General features: G+C 70.5%; 16 protein-coding genes and 1 pseudogene. 9 read left to right on the forward strand and 8 right to left on the reverse strand.

The genetic code is table 11. The annotated features are described in order from the left end of the window. The first annotated feature begins 241 nt into the window (after positions 1–241). Positions 242–1,375 carry a multiple monosaccharide ABC transporter substrate-binding protein gene (chvE, locus tag ACQPZW_RS16480; RefSeq protein WP_433795754.1) on the forward strand — a complete coding sequence of 378 codons (1,134 nt, stop codon included), beginning with the start codon at positions 242–244 and terminating at the stop codon, positions 1,373–1,375. A 78-nt stretch (positions 1,376–1,453) separates the two neighbouring features. Here the strand turns inward: chvE and ACQPZW_RS16485 are convergent, their stop codons facing one another. The 4 genes and pseudogenes from ACQPZW_RS16485 to ACQPZW_RS16500 form a co-directional block, all read right to left on the reverse strand. Continuing rightward, the gene (locus tag ACQPZW_RS16485; RefSeq protein ID WP_433797557.1) at positions 1,454–2,011 is read right to left on the reverse strand and encodes a methyl-accepting chemotaxis protein; all 558 of its coding nucleotides are present in this window, start codon (positions 2,009–2,011) and stop codon (positions 1,454–1,456) included. After that, positions 2,009–3,007: pseudogene (locus ACQPZW_RS16490) on the reverse strand (GAF domain-containing protein); the annotation flags it as partial. The pseudogene ACQPZW_RS16490 and the gene ACQPZW_RS16485, both read right to left, overlap by 3 nt. Positions 3,008–3,218: 211 nt before the next feature. Beyond that, on the reverse strand, positions 3,219–3,710 hold the full coding sequence (locus ACQPZW_RS16495; RefSeq protein ID WP_433795755.1) for a transcriptional regulator: 492 nt from the start codon (positions 3,708–3,710) through the stop codon (positions 3,219–3,221). A gap of 119 nt (positions 3,711–3,829) precedes the next feature. Beyond that, the gene (locus ACQPZW_RS16500; protein WP_433795756.1) at positions 3,830–4,393 is read right to left on the reverse strand and encodes a hypothetical protein; all 564 of its coding nucleotides are present in this window, start codon (positions 4,391–4,393) and stop codon (positions 3,830–3,832) included. Positions 4,394–4,754: 361 nt separating this feature from the next. Here ACQPZW_RS16500 and ACQPZW_RS16505 point away from each other — a divergent pair, with 361 nt between their 5' ends. From ACQPZW_RS16505 to ACQPZW_RS16520, 4 genes are all read left to right on the forward strand, one after another. Then, complete coding sequence (locus ACQPZW_RS16505; RefSeq protein WP_433795757.1) at positions 4,755–5,213, forward strand: hypothetical protein; 459 nt, start codon at positions 4,755–4,757, stop codon at positions 5,211–5,213. A 219-nt stretch (positions 5,214–5,432) separates the two neighbouring features. Then, entirely contained in the window at positions 5,433–5,762 is a 330-nt protein-coding gene (locus tag ACQPZW_RS16510) for a hypothetical protein (RefSeq protein ID WP_433795758.1), read from the forward strand. A gap of 95 nt (positions 5,763–5,857) precedes the next feature. Then, positions 5,858–6,106, forward strand: coding sequence for a hypothetical protein (locus tag ACQPZW_RS16515; protein WP_433795759.1), 249 nt, complete (start codon positions 5,858–5,860; stop codon positions 6,104–6,106). After that, a complete protein-coding gene (locus ACQPZW_RS16520) occupies positions 6,073–6,249 on the forward strand; it encodes a hypothetical protein (RefSeq protein WP_433795760.1) in 177 nt (58 codons plus the stop codon). The genes ACQPZW_RS16515 and ACQPZW_RS16520 overlap by 34 nt, the downstream gene beginning before the upstream one ends. 57 nt (positions 6,250–6,306) lie before the next feature. On the opposite strand, the gene ACQPZW_RS16525 is transcribed toward ACQPZW_RS16520, so the two are convergent. The 4 genes from ACQPZW_RS16525 to ACQPZW_RS16540 form a co-directional block, all read right to left on the reverse strand. Beyond that, the gene (locus tag ACQPZW_RS16525) at positions 6,307–6,744 is read right to left on the reverse strand and encodes a cupin domain-containing protein (RefSeq protein ID WP_433795761.1); all 438 of its coding nucleotides are present in this window, start codon (positions 6,742–6,744) and stop codon (positions 6,307–6,309) included. Further along, positions 6,741–8,204 carry an FAD-binding oxidoreductase gene (locus ACQPZW_RS16530; RefSeq protein ID WP_433795762.1) on the reverse strand — a complete coding sequence of 488 codons (1,464 nt, stop codon included), beginning with the start codon at positions 8,202–8,204 and terminating at the stop codon, positions 6,741–6,743. Before ACQPZW_RS16530 ends, ACQPZW_RS16525 begins: the two co-directional genes overlap by 4 nt. 524 nt (positions 8,205–8,728) lie before the next feature. Further along, positions 8,729–9,610 (reverse strand): S66 peptidase family protein, encoded by an 882-nt coding sequence (locus tag ACQPZW_RS16535; RefSeq protein ID WP_433795763.1) that lies wholly within the window; start codon positions 9,608–9,610, stop codon positions 8,729–8,731. A gap of 147 nt (positions 9,611–9,757) precedes the next feature. Next, entirely contained in the window at positions 9,758–10,054 is a 297-nt protein-coding gene (locus tag ACQPZW_RS16540; RefSeq protein ID WP_433795764.1) for a hypothetical protein, read from the reverse strand. 101 nt (positions 10,055–10,155) lie between these two features. Between ACQPZW_RS16540 and ACQPZW_RS16545 the strand changes: the two genes are divergently transcribed. The 4 genes from ACQPZW_RS16545 to ACQPZW_RS16560 are packed head-to-tail and all read left to right on the forward strand — an operon-like array spanning position 10,156 to position 13,886. Beyond that, positions 10,156–10,782, forward strand: a complete 627-nt coding sequence (locus ACQPZW_RS16545; RefSeq protein ID WP_433797558.1) for a response regulator — start codon at positions 10,156–10,158, stop codon at positions 10,780–10,782. A 16-nt stretch (positions 10,783–10,798) separates the two neighbouring features. Beyond that, positions 10,799–10,966 (forward strand): hypothetical protein, encoded by a 168-nt coding sequence (locus tag ACQPZW_RS16550; RefSeq protein WP_433795765.1) that lies wholly within the window; start codon positions 10,799–10,801, stop codon positions 10,964–10,966. 56 nt (positions 10,967–11,022) lie between these two features. Beyond that, positions 11,023–12,963, forward strand: a complete 1,941-nt coding sequence (locus ACQPZW_RS16555) for an AAA family ATPase (RefSeq protein ID WP_433795766.1) — start codon at positions 11,023–11,025, stop codon at positions 12,961–12,963. Then, positions 12,960–13,886: a hypothetical protein gene (locus tag ACQPZW_RS16560; protein WP_433795767.1), complete on the forward strand. Its 927-nt coding sequence runs from the start codon at positions 12,960–12,962 to the stop codon at positions 13,884–13,886. Before ACQPZW_RS16555 ends, ACQPZW_RS16560 begins: the two co-directional genes overlap by 4 nt. Positions 13,887–13,898: the final 12 nt, after the last annotated feature.

Raw genomic sequence — 13,898 nt, forward strand, 5'->3', positions numbered from 1 at the left:
GTGGCGAAGTCGTCGCAGGTCGCCGACGAGCCGCAGGAGCGGGGTGTCCTCGGAATCCAGCGGACGTTCCCGTCGGGGCACGTGACCTCCCTCGCTCGTCCGTGCTGCCGGCCCGTGTCCGGTGTTTGTTGTTCAGTTCTCAGCACGATCCCGAACATCCCGTCGACGCCTACGGTCGGGTTCATCCTCCGGCGAGCCGATCTCTCCACAGTAGATGTGGCGAAACAGCAAGGAGCTGCGCATGCGAAAGTCCCGTGTCGTCCTGGCGGCCGCGGCCGCCCTGCTGGCCCTCTCCCCGGGCGCCTGCGGCTCCAGCGAGAAGACCGTCGACAAAGACGCATCCTCCGGCGCCGCGGACAACGCCGGCGCCCTCATCGGGGTCACCATGCCCACGCGCGCGTCGCAGCGGTGGAACGGGGACGGCGAGAACGTCAAGAAGGAGCTCGAGGCGCTCGGGTACAAGGTCGACCTCCAGTACGCCGAGGACGACATCCCGACCCAGGTGAACCAGATCGACAGCCAGATCACCAAGGGCGTCCGGGTGCTGATCATCGCCTCCATCGACGGCGCCGCGATCACCTCGCAGCTGCAGACGGCCGCGGACGCCAAGATCCCGGTCATCGCCTACGACCGATTGATCCTCAAGTCGCCGAACGTCGACTACTACGCGACGTTCGACAACTTCAAGGTCGGTGTGCAGCAGGCGAACTCGCTGCTCATCGGCCTCAAGCTGGTCAACGCCGACGGTACGCCCGGCACCGCGAAAGGCCCGTTCAACGTCGAGCTGTTCGCCGGCTCGCCGGACGACAACAACGCCACGTTCTTCTTCAACGGCGCGATGTCCGTCCTCCAGCCATACCTGGACAAGGGCGCGCTGAAGGTGCCGAGCGGACAGACCGATTTCAAGTCGATCGCCATCCTGCGCTGGCAGGCCCGGGAGGCCCAGAACCGGATGGAGAACCTGCTGACCTCCACCTATCGTTCCGGGGTGAAGGTCGACGGCGTGCTGTCGCCCTACGACGGCCTGTCGATCGGCATCGTCTCGGCACTCAAGAGCAGTGGGTACGGCACCGCCGGCCTGCCGTACCCGGTGATCACCGGACAGGACGCCGAGGTGACCTCGGTGAAGTCGATCATCGCCGGTGAGCAGTACTCCACGATCTTCAAGGACTATCGCGATCTGGCGAAGACCAGCGCCCAGATGGCCGACGCCATCCTCAAGGGGAGGAAGCCGGTCACGAACAACGAGAAGGACTACGACAACGGCGTGAAGGTGGTGCCGTCGATGTTGCTCGACACCACGATCGTGAACAAGGACAACTACGAGAAGGCACTGATCGACAGCGGCTTCTACACGCAGGCCCAATTGCGGTGACGCTCCGCCGGGGCACGCGGACCGCCGGCGGCTGCTGCCGGCGGTCCGGCGACCACGCCATCCACCGAGGACGACGCCTCAGGCGAGGATCGCGTCCGTGACCATGACCTGCTCCTTGAGAACGCCGCTGATCAGCCGCTGGGTCTGGTTGATCTCCTCGACCGCGTGGTGGATCTGGGCCAGCGAGGCCGTGACCGCGTCGACCTTCACCTGGATCGCGCTGACCTTGGCGCTCACCTCGTCGGTGGCCCGCTCGGTCTCGGTGGACAGTTCCTTCACCTCGCCCGCGACGACGGCGAACCCCTTGCCGGACTCACCGGCCCGGGCCGCCTCGATCGTCGCGTTCAGGGCGAGCAGCTTGGTCTGCGCCGCGATCGTCTGGATCGCCCGCACCACGTTGTTGATCTCCGAACTGGCCTGGCCCAGGGCCGCCACCTGCTCGTTCGCTTCGGCTGCCAGGCTCTCGCTGTTCTCCGCGACGGCCGACGCCGAACTGACGTTGCGCTCCACCTCGGCGATCGAGTCGAGCAGTTCCCGGCCCGCCTGGTGCAACTGCTCGGTCGACGCGAACCGCTCGAGCGCCTGACCGACCAGGAACGCCGTGTTACGCAGGGCGCTCTCCCGGCCCGGGTACATGAGCAGCGTCCGGGTGGCGAAGAAGTCCATCGTCCCGACGATCCGCCCACCGACCCGGATCGGCAGGCACACGCCCGACTTCACCCCGACCGCCTGGGCCGCCGGCCGACGCACACAGTCGGTCAGCTCGCCCAGGTCCTCGACGAAGACGAGATCCCCACGGTCCCACGCGCGCCCGGACAGGCCGACACCCTTCGCGAACGACGCGGTCATCGTCACCTGCCGGAACTCCGCGCCCGCGTCACCGGACTCCAGGGCGAAACGCAGCACCTGCGCGTCGTCGTCGAGCGCCCAGAACGAGCCGTACTGCCAGTCGAAGTCCCGGCGGATCGTCTCCAGTGCCGACCGCAGCGCCTCGTCCCGGCTGGCGGCCTGGGTCATCTGCCGGATCACCGTGGAGACCGCCTCCACGTCCTGCGCGGTCTTCTCCTGCTGCACCAGTTCGTGCAGGCGTACCAGGGTGCCCGACGCCAGGACGCCGATCGCCCGGAGCGCGGCCAGCCGGCCCTCCGACGGGTCGAGCTCCTCGGTGGTGAAGAAGTCCATCGTGCCGATCACCCTGCCGGCCTCGATGATCGGGAAACAGATGCCGCTGCGCACCCCGGCACGCAGGGCCTCGGGTGCGCGCACGCAGTCCCGCACCTCAGCGAGGTTGCGGACGAAGACCAGGTCCCGGGTACGCCAGGCGCGCCCCGACAGGCCCACGCCCTCGGCGAACGACGCCTGCAGGGTCACCTTCCGGAACTCGTCGTTGACGGTTCCGCTGTCCTGCGAGAACCGCAGCACGTTCGCCGCGTTGTCCAGCTGCCAGTAGGAGGCGTACGCCCACCCGAACCGCTCCCGCACGAGCCCGAGGATGGCGCCGATCGCCTCGTCCGGGGTGGTCACCTTCTCCATCGCCTGCACGATCTCGGTCACCGCCTCGACGTCGGCCGCCGCCTCGGCGAGCTCCGACTGGAGACGGTTGATGGTCTGGCTGTTGCGCGGTCCGAACATGCGATGGTCCCTCCGTGGGAGCGACTCCGTGCCGCTCGAGACTCCCTTTCGGGTCGGACCCGTCCGGCATGAGCCTCGTGAGGGAACACCGGAAAGGTCAGGGCAACGCGGCTGCAACGTACGCGTCCGTCCGCGGCTGACGCCGTCGGCTCTCAGGCCGGTTGACCGGCTCTCACACCGGTGGCCGGCTCTCAGACCTGTGGGCCGGCTCTCAGATCGGCGGGCCGGCGATGATCAGGGCCGACACGGCGAGCCAGCCGATGTGCCAGGCCTGGTCCAGCTCGAACAGGCCGGTGCCGGGACCGCTGGTCGCCGCGCCGGACGGCCGGACCACACCGACGTGGTCGAGGTAGCCGCCGCGGCCCAGCAGCCGGCCCAGACGGATCAGCGGGGTACGCAGGTCGGCGACGAAATGGGTGACGGCGTTGAGCGCGATGCCCGCCACGAGCCACGGCGGCTCCAGCGGCAGGCGCAGCCACCAGCCGGCGGCGAGCAGGAAGATCGTGGTCGTCGCGGTCCACGACATGACGTGCTTCGCGCAGTGCCACAGCGCCACCGACCGTACGCATCCCGCGTTGTCGAGGCCCTTGCCGTACGCCTGCCCGCTGGTCTGCACCCAGTGGTCACCGATGTAGTGCCCGGCGAGCATGACCGCGAACGCCACCGCCGCGATGACCGCCCTGACCAGATCCTCGTGCTGCATGCCACGATCCGCCTTCGCCGAGAGTGCCGTCCCCTGCCCCACTCCAGCACTACGACGCGGCTGGAACCCGAAAACGTGTCCGCGCACACTGGGTCACGTCCGTCACCCCAAACCATAAATCAGGTCAGATCCCACCCCTGTACGCGGTGGACGCGGGCGGTCTTGGGGTAGGCGCCGTCCGCGGACCGGCCGCCGATCTCGAAGATGTCGATCATCAGGATCAGCGGGTAGCCCGGAGCCTGCCCGAATCTCCCGAGCACCCGGCCCTCGCAGCCGATCACCGTGCCGCCCGCACCCCAGATCGCGGTCCACGTGTGCGGGCGGGCCGCGTCGACCGGCACGAGGACCTCGGTCATGTCGGTGCGCAACCGGTCGTCGTGGTGCGCCTTGACCCCGATCCTCGCGGTCGTCGTGGAGCCCACCGCGTCGGCGTCGATCTCGAACACGCAGATCTCGCCGCTGTCACGGGGGCCGAGATGCTCGCTGCCGACCAGCCAGACGGCGAGCATGGCGCCCGGGTCGACGGAGGCGCTCACCGTCACCTCGACCCGGCCGGCCGACGGCGTCCAGAGCAGGCGGGTCCCGGCCGGGGTGCGCACGGTCAGTCCGTCCGGGCGATGCCGGTGGGTGCCACGCTCCTCGCCGGGCGCGCCGGAGAAATCACCGGTCTGCAGGTTGGACACCCGCAGCGGGGCGTCCTCGGGCCGCCAGTCCGGCTGGTCGGCGTCGATCCGCAGCCGCAGCCCGTCACCCTCCAGGTCGTAGCGGGCCGGGACCGCTCCGGAGTGCTCCAGTGCGGCAGATAGTGATCGATCCAGAGGTCCTCGCGCAGCGCCGGGCCGGTGAAGTCGTCGGCGAGATCAGGCGCGCGGGGCGGCGGCGCGGGCAGCGCTTCAAAGGTCACACCCCATCGTTTCCGATGACGTAACGTCATCGCCGCGCGGGTCGCTATGACAGTGCGTGACTCCCACGATGCGGACGACTGCGTCACACCCGTACGGGCCCGCGCCCGGCCCGGCACTGCCGGAAGGTAGCCTCCGGCCCATGCGAGCAATGACCACCGTGGCCGTCGTCACCAGCACCCTTCTGGCGATCTCCGGCTGCGCCACCAGCGGACAGTCCGTCGAGCCGGCCGCCACCGCGGCCCCGGCGGTGAGCATCAGCGGCCTCGACGAAGCCACCGCGGCCGTGTGTGGCATCGCCCACCAGGCCACTCTGGGTGAGGGCGGACACGACTTCGACGTCACCACCGCCAACCAGATCGTGACGCTCGGTAAGAACTCCAAGAGCACGATCATCACCGCGGCCGCGAACGTCCTCTCGGTCTCGACCCGGCAGGCCCAGAGTGCCGCGGGCCAACCGGAGGAGGCCAGCCATCTCGCCGAGCTGCGGACCGCGATGCTGAAGTTCCAGACCATCTGCCAGGACGTGGACGCCCTCGTCGTCAGCATCGAGGAGAGCGAGCACGCCGTCGACGACGACTCGGTCAAGTCGACCCGCTGATCGCCCTGCAGAGAGCCCCCGGCCCGCGTACGGCCCGGGGGTTCCGTGTATCCGGGGACGACATCGGTCACGACGTGCTGATACGGTTCCGGGCGCTCACCCGGAAGGAGTCGTTTGTTCGATGAGGATGATCGGCTGTCCGGCCCATGTGAGCGGAACCGGTGGGGGCGGTAGGGTCACCGTCCACACGTCACCTGGCCTTGGGGGAGTGCCTTGCAGGTGAACGATCCGGCCCGCGACGCGTTACAACAGGTGGAGAGCGCCGCACACCTGTACGCGACGGCCGAGAACGAGATAGCGGAGTTCCGGGAGATCCTGGCCCGGCAGCACCCGAACGACCGCGGCACCTACGCGTGCGCCGCCCTGGACCGGGTGATCACCGACATCGCCTTCGATCACCGGACCGAATGTGACGGCGGCGCGGACTGCCGGACCTGCGCGGGCATGCGGGACGCGCTCACCATCGCGGTGGCGAGCGTTCGTTCGATGATCGCGGACGAGATGACCTGGCGGAACCGCCGGAACCGGCGCTGGTTCTGGAATCGCTGACCGGCCGGTGACGGACCGGACTCGCCGAATCCGGGGGATCGGCGTTTGCCGGGTGCAAACATGGGGAAAAGGGGACGGGCGGCAAGGGAGGCGTCATGTCCGACACCCTGCTGACGCGGGCCGGCGCCCGCCTCGACCAGGCACCGCCCACCGGGCCACTGGCCTGGCAGCGGACCGGGACGATCGGGACCGAGCTGGTGCTCCCGCACGCCGGTGAGCGGCCCGGCGGGACGGCCGTGGTCACCGGGTGCACGCCACACGCGATCGACTGGCAGGCCGGGATCGACGCCGGCGCCGCGGTCCGGTGCGGGTGCCGTCGGCCCGGATCCTCACGTCGTCGCTGACCGTGGTCTCCGGCACGGCGACCTACCACCTGATCAGCCCGCATCGCCTGCGGATCACCGGCGACGGGCCCGCGGTCACCTACGAGATGAACCCGGCCGGGCTGGTCGCCCATCACCCGGGGACCCTGCGCCTGGTCCGCTGACCGTTCACCGCAGCCCGGCCGGCCTCACTGAATGCGGGAAGCGGCTGGGCGGCGGCGTCACTGCATGTGGAAGTCGGCGAAGTCGAAGCCCGGCGCGACCACACAACTGACCAGGACCGGCTCGGTGCCGGCCGGCTCGGCCGCCTGCCAGACGCCGGCCGGGATCAGCACCTGAGGCTCCTGGCCGGCCGCGACGTCCGGGCCGAGCAGCACCTCGTCACCGCCGGACGGCCGGTCGCCGTCACCACCACGCCGGAGCAGCAGCGGGCCACCCGAGTGCCAGAACCACAGCTCGGCCGAGCGCACCACGTGCCAGGCGGACTGCTCGCCCGGATGCAGCAGGAAGTAGATGGCGGTCGCGGCATGCCGGGGGCCGTCGTAGCCGTCCGGCTCGAACGTGACGGGAGAGCGCCACGTCTCCCGATACCAGCCGCCCTCGGGATGCGGCTCCAGTCCGAGGCGTTCGACGAGATCAGAAGCCATGGAACGGATCATAGGGCGTACGGGACCCGGAACAGTCCACTCGGGTCGGTAGCGGCCTGGAGACGGCGTAGCCGCTCGAGGTGGGGGCCGTGATAGCGGAGCGGATCGGTGGGCCCGGGCTCCAGATAGTTCACGTAGCGCCCCGACGACCACGGCGCCATCGCACGATGTCCCGACTCGATCCACCCGTACCCGTCGGCCACCGCGGCCGGCTCGGCCTCCCGCAGGTCCACCAGCCACTGCAGCATGCTGCTTGCACCGTGCCACGGAAACGCGGTGGCGTCCGCCGCGACCCGGGCCGGCGCGCCGGTCATCCGCTTGAGCTTGGCCAGGCCCGGACGGCGGCTCGCGGCCCGCGCCCGCACCACGGCGAGCAGCGCGTCCACGCCGGCCGGCGGAACCGTCGCGGGAAGGATCTCGCTACCGATCACGTGGGTGCCCCGGGCCGCGCCGGCCGCTCGTTCCCGTAGCAGCTGGACGTGCGGTTTGCTCTCGAACGACGTGGTGGCGGGCTCCCGGCCGATCGCCCGGGTCAGCGCGGCCACCTCGGCCGGGGCGTCGCCGCCGAGGACGTAGCCGCCGATCCGCACCGACAGCGTGCCCGCCGCGTCCGAGACGAACTGGCACGCCGACCAGCTGTCGTCCGGCGCCGTCATGATCCGCGCCTGCCAGCCGGCGGCGACCGCGGCCGCGTCCGCCCACGGATAGGTGAGCTGGTACGCCCCGGTGGTCCCGGCCGGGTGGGTCCGCATCCGCCACGACGTGACCACCCCGAACCTGCCGCCGCCACCGCCCCGCAGCCCCCAGAACAGCTCCGGCTCCCGTTCCTCGTCGACCGTCCGGTGGCTGCCGTCCGCCGTCACGACGTCCGCGGCCACGACGTTGTCGCAGGTCAAGCCGTAGGCCGAAGCGGCCGACCCGATCCCGCCGCCGCAGGTGAGGCCGCTGATGCCGACGCTGCCGCAGGTGCCGGCCGGAACCGACACGGCATGCGCGCCGAGGCCGGTGTAGACGTCGAGCAGCGACGTGCCCCCGCCGATCGTCGCGGTCCCGGTCGCCGCGTCGTACGCCACCGTCCGCATCGGCCGCACGTCCAGCACGATCCCGGTGGCGGTGGTCGACGCGCCGACATAGGAGTGGCCACCGCCGCGCGGCACGACCGGCAACCCGGTCCGCACGGCGAATCGCACCGCCTCCACGACGTCCGCCGGGCCGGCACACCGCACGACCGCCGTGGGACGAATGCTGTCGAACCGGGGCGAGAAGAGCTGTCGTGCCTGATCGTAGGAGGTGCTCCCCGGTTGTTCGAGCCCGCCTTCGAGGCCGGCGGCCAGCGCCTGCCAGTCCGCCGCGGTCGGTCCGGGCGGGGGTGTCCGCACCGGGCTCGGCGTGATTCCGTTCCGGCCCGCCGGCCGGGACCCGATCATCCCGGCAAGGCCGGCGCCGAACAGGGCGCGACGGGAGAGCGGCATAAAAACATCCTGACATATGCCGTTCTGTCCGTTTGGCGGTTCGCCGATCTGAGCCCGTTACAGTTCCGGCGAGGGCGAGGGCGAGGGCGAGGGCGAGGGCGAGGGCGAGGGCGAGGGCGAGGGCGAGGGCGAGGGCGAGGGCGAGGGCGAGGGCGAGGGCGAGGGCGAGGGCGAGGGCGAGGGCGAGGGCGAGGGCGAGGGCGAGGGCAAGGGCAAGGGCAAGGGCAAGGGCAAGGGCAAGGGCAAGGGCAAGGGCAAGGGCAAGGGCAAGGGCAAGGGCAAGGGCGATTCGCTCACCCTTCTTTCTTCGTACGGTCCACCCTCAGAACCGTGGCTGTCCCCGCGAGCGATGCGCCCCTCCCGGCCGCAGCGCGACCGCCGGGCTGAATGCGGTGGTCACCGGCACGTCCGGGCGGCCACGATCACGTCGGTGGCGCGTGGGTGGTGTCCCGGCTGCCGCCGACCGGGACATGAGGTGCCGCCGACCGGGACGTGAGCTGCCACCGGCCGGGACGTGATCGGTGTCAGCGGACGGCGGGTTGGACGGTGAGGGTGCCGGTGTCGGCGTCGAGGTGCGCCGGAACGCCCAGCGGGACCGCCAACCCGGTGGGACCGTGACCGATCGGAAGGCCGGCGAGGACGGGGATACCCAGGTCGTTGAAGTGTTCGGCCAGGACCCGGTCGGCGTCGGGGCAGGCGGTGAACGAGCCCACGGCCACGCCGGCGAGCCCGTCGAGCAAGCCGCAGCGTCGCAACTGGACGATCATGCGGTCCACTCGGTAGGCGGCCTCGTTCACCTCCTCGACCAGCAGGATCGCGCCGGTCAGGTCGGGCTGGTGCGGGGTGCCGGCGGTGGCGGCGAGCAGGGTCAGGTTGCCGCCGAGCAGTGTGCCCTCGATCTTCCCGCAGTGGTGAACCGGCGAGGGTGAGGCTCTGATCGTCAGCGGGGTGGTGGTCATCAGGGCCTGGCGGGCCGAGGCCGTGGTCGGTGCGTCGTTCAGCAGGGTGCTGCCGGTGGGGCCGTGGACGGTGGCCAGGCCGATCTCGTGCCACAGGGCCAGGTGGAGGGCGGTTATGTCGGAGAAGCCGATCACCAGCTTGGGGTCGGCGCGCAGGGCGGCGTAGTCGAGGTGGTCGACGATGCGCTGGGTGCCGTAGCCGCCCCGTAGGCACAGGACTCCGCGGACCTCCGGGTCGCGGAACGATGCCTCGAGATCGAGGCGGCGCTCGTCGTCCGTACCGGAAAGGAAGAATCGCCTGCCGAGAGCGTGCCTGCCCGGCCGAGTCCGCAGACCCCAGGTCTTCAAGATCCGGGCCGCGTCGGCGGCCTGCGCGTCGGTGACCGGGCCGGCCGGCGCCACCAGGGCCACGAGGTCGCCGGGTTGCAGGCGCTTCGGTCGGATCATCACCGCAGCGTAGGCCGACGGCACGGACCGTCCGTGCGGGGTGGGCGGCGTAGGTGCGGGATCAGCGCCGGGGCCAGGGGCGGCCCGCGCAGAGCCGGCACGGGCCCACACGGGTCACCCGGAAGGGATCGCCCGCGGGTATGTCCGTCAGCGGCGGTCGGCGGCGGCGTAGGAGACGGCCGCGGTGACGGCGGAGACGGCGATGACCGACGGCCAGGAGCCGATGCGCTTGGCCAGGGGATGCGAGACGGCGAACGCTCCAAGGTACGTCGCGACCAGGGCGCCGGTGGTGACCGGGCCGGTGCGGCGTGCCCACTCGCGGCCCGCGATCAGGCCACCGGCGGCGAGGACTGCGCCACCGAGGGGGCGGATGCCGGTGCGGCGGGCGATCTGCCATCCGCTGATCAGGGAGCCGGCGGTGATCACCGCGGTCGGTACGCGCATGACCCGACCGTACACGGCTGCCCGGCCACCCCGATCGGGACTCGGCGGCGCGCGGCTATCGTGACGCGGTGACCCCTGCGAACGACGCCGTGACCCGCGTGATGGTCGTCGATGATCATCCGATGTGGCGGGACGGGGTGGCCCGTGATCTGAGCGAGGCCGGCTATCTGGTCACCGCGGCGGTCGGGGAGGGCGCACAGGCGCTCCGGGTCGCGCCGGCCGCGGCCCCCGACGTGGTCGTCCTCGATCTGCAACTGCCCGACCTGTCCGGTGTCGACGTGATCCGCGGGCTGCTGGCAGCGCTTCCGGGCGTGCGCATCCTGATGCTCTCGGCCAGCGGCGAGCAGCAGGACGTGCTGGACGCGGTGAAGGCCGGTGCGAACGGCTACCTGATCAAGTCGGCGGGGCGGGACGAGTTCCTCGACGCGGTCCGGCGCACCGCCGAGGGGGACGCCGTGTTCACCCCGGGGCTGGCGGGCCTGGTGCTGGGGGAGTACCGCCGTCTGGCCGCCACCCCGGCCGCCGACGACCGGCCGCAGCTCACCGACCGGGAGACCGAGGTGTTGCGGCTGGTGGCGAAGGGTCTCACCTACCGGCAGGTCGCCGGCCGACTGGTGGTCTCCCACCGCACGGTGCAGAACCACGTGCAGAACACGCTGGGCAAACTGCAGCTGCACAACCGGGTCGAGCTGGTCCGTTACGCCATCGAGAACGGCCTGGACGTCTAGCGTCTACTGTCGAGCCGTGATCCGTGTCGATCGTTCCCGGATGCCCGCCCCGCCGCAGTTGACAAGTCACTGGGCTGCGGAGCGCGCGGTGGCCTCGCAGTTCTACTCGGTTCCGGTGTACGAGCGCCGTCAATCGCAGTTCGCCTTCGATTCCCCCGGGCTCGGCATGTCCGGCAGGCCCTGAACTTGTTGTTCCACGGGAAATGCGCGTTCTGCGAAAGCCTCGGGCGGTTCGACGTCATGCAGTTCCGTCCCGAGGCCGGCGTGGTCCGCCCGGACGGCACGCTGTTGCCCGACCACTACTGGTGGATCGCCGGTGAGTGGAGCAATCTGTATCTCGTCTGCTCCGCCTGCAACCGGCATCTGGCGGGCGGCCGCGGGAGCAGGTTCCCGCTGGAGGACGAGACCTTCCGCGCGCCCCTCCTGGCGTCGCCGGAGGCGCTCGCCGCGGAGATGCCCCTGCTCCTGGACCCCTGCGAGGATGAACCGGAGGACCATCTCGTCTTCCTGGCCGATGGCACCGTCATCAGTCACACCGAGCGGGGTGAGACCACGGTCGAGTTGCTCGGCCTCAATCGTGCCGATCTCGTCGAGGCGCGCGCGGAGCATGCCGAGACGATCCAGGACATGATCGGGTACCTCAGGCCGGGCAACGCCGACGACATGGTGCCCGTGGCGCAGCATCTGGGCGAGATGATGGGTCCTGATCACCCCTGGACCGGGCTCACACGTCAACTCGTCGGCAATCTCAAGTCCTTGCTCCCGCTCAACCTGCGTCGGTATCTCGACGCCGGTGTCACCCAGCCGGAATCACGACGGCACACGGCGTCGGATCGCCATCGTGACTTCGCCCGGCGGCAGGAGAGCTTCAGTCTCGCCCGTCCCGGCGACGCCGAGATCTATCGCAGCTTCAGCCGCTACATCGAGCGTGTGACGATCAGGAACGTCAAGGCGATCGGGGAGATGGATCTCGACCTGACCCGTTCGGCGGCCCTCACGACCCCCTGGACGGTCCTCCTGGGCGAGAACGCCGCCGGTAAGAGCACCGTCCTCCAGGCCATCACCCTGGCTCTGATCGGCCGGGTCGGCGTGGAGCGTCTGGGCCTCGACGCCCGCGCCTTCATCCGCCGGTCGCCGGGCGTGAACAACGGCTGGGTGCGCGTACGGCTCAGCGGCTCGCACGGGGATCGGATCCTGCGGTTCACCCAGAAGGGTTTCCGGTACGACAACGCCGAGGAGCCGCAGACGCTGGTGCTGGCGTACGGCGAGACCAGGTTGCTCCCGGCGCCCGGGCTGCCCGGCGCGTCGGGCCATCGCTGGGGCCGGGTCGAGGGACTCTTCCGGCCGGCCCGCGCGCTCGTCGACGCCCGGCAGTGGCTGCTCGACGCCTCACCCGAGACCTTCGATTACGTGGCCGCCGCAATCCGGGACCTCCTCGGGTTGCCGGAAAGCCGGTGGCTGTACCGGGACGGTCAGTCGGTCTGGGTCGTGGAGCGGAATCGCCGGATCTCGCTCGGCGAGCTGAGCACGGGATGGCAGTCGGTGCTGGCCACGGTGATCGACATCCTTGAGCTGGTGACCCGGTTCTGGCCCACGCCGGGCTCCGCCGAGGGGGTCGTGCTGATCGACGAGCTCGGCGCCCACCTGCATCCCCGCTGGCGGATCCGCGTGGTGAGCGGCCTGCGCCGAATGCTGCCGCGGATGCAGTTCATCGTCTCCACGCACGAGCCGCTCTGCCTGCGCGGCGTCGAGGAGCACGAGACCGTGCTGATGCAGCGCGACGAGCAGGGTCTGGCCCACGCCACCACCGATCTGCCGTCGCCGCGGGACCTGCGCGTCGACCAGCTGCTCACCTCTCGTCACTTCGGTCTGGGCACCACCCTGGATCCCGAGATCGACGCACGGTTCGACGAGTACTACCAGCTGCTCGCCGTGCCGGAGAGCGCCCTCACCGGCGACCAGCAGAGCCGTCGCGAGCGGCTGGCCGTCGAGTTGCAGGGTCACGGCGTCCTCGGCTATACCCGCCGTGACCAGCTCGTATACGAGGCCATCGATGCCTTTCTGGCGGCCGAACGGCATACCCGCAACCCGGACCCCGGGCTCAAGGAGACGACTCTGCGGCGGGTTCGCGATCTGTGGAACATCACTCGGATCGCCGAGTCGGGGGACGAGCGGACGTGATCCGGGTCGACCGGGGGCGGGTGCCGGCGCCGACCGTGCTCACCGACGTCCGAAGCAAGGGGCTACGGGAGGCCGTGCGGGCCCGGAAGTCTCTGGAGAAGTGGATCGCCGACGGCAACACGCCCGAGAAGTGGACGTTCTCCTTCACGGCTTATCGCGAGCAGGAGATCAAGGCAGCCCTGACGAGGCTGTTCCACGGCAAGTGCGCCTATTGCGAGACCAGGTATGCCGCCACCCAGCCCATGGACGTCGAGCATTGGCGGCCGAAAGCACAGGTCGAGGACACCGCAGGCCCGATCCGGCCCGCATACCACTGGCTGGCGGCGTCCTGGACCAATCTGCTGCCGAGCTGCATCGATTGCAACCGGCGACGCATGCAGGACGACGTGCTGGCCGGCCGAACGCACGCGATCGGCAAGCAGGACCAGTTCCCGTTGGATGTGGGCTCGCGGCGCGCCACATCGGCCGCCGAGATCGGCTCCGAGGTTCCGCTTCTGCTCGACCCGTGCGTAGACGATCCGACGACGTTCCTGGACTGCACCGATGACGGCCTGATCACGTCCCTGGCCGCGGGCGGTCTGCCGCACCGCCGGGCTCGCGCGTCGATCGAGGTGTACGCGCTCAACCGCAACGGCCTCGTCTTCGAGCGCAAGGAGCTGCTGCGGCGGATCCGGTTGCGGATCGCCCGGGTCGCGCAGATCCTGCGGCTGCTCGACGGTCTCGTTGCCACGGATCCGGTCGCTCTCGTGCTGGACGAAGTCCTCGCCGACGATCTGCGGGAGCTGGCCCGGATGCGCCGGGACGATCAGCCGTACGCGTTGTTCGCCCGTTGCCTCATCGACCGATGGATGGATGAGATGACCACCCGTGGCGCGGCGCCGGGTGCTCTCGATCCGCGCGCCGCACCCGGCCGGGCACAGTAGGTACTCAGCCCG

Source organism: Actinoplanes sp. CA-252034, from assembly GCF_050956125.1.
In the GTDB taxonomy this organism is placed as follows: Bacteria; Actinomycetota; Actinomycetes; order Mycobacteriales; family Micromonosporaceae; genus Actinoplanes.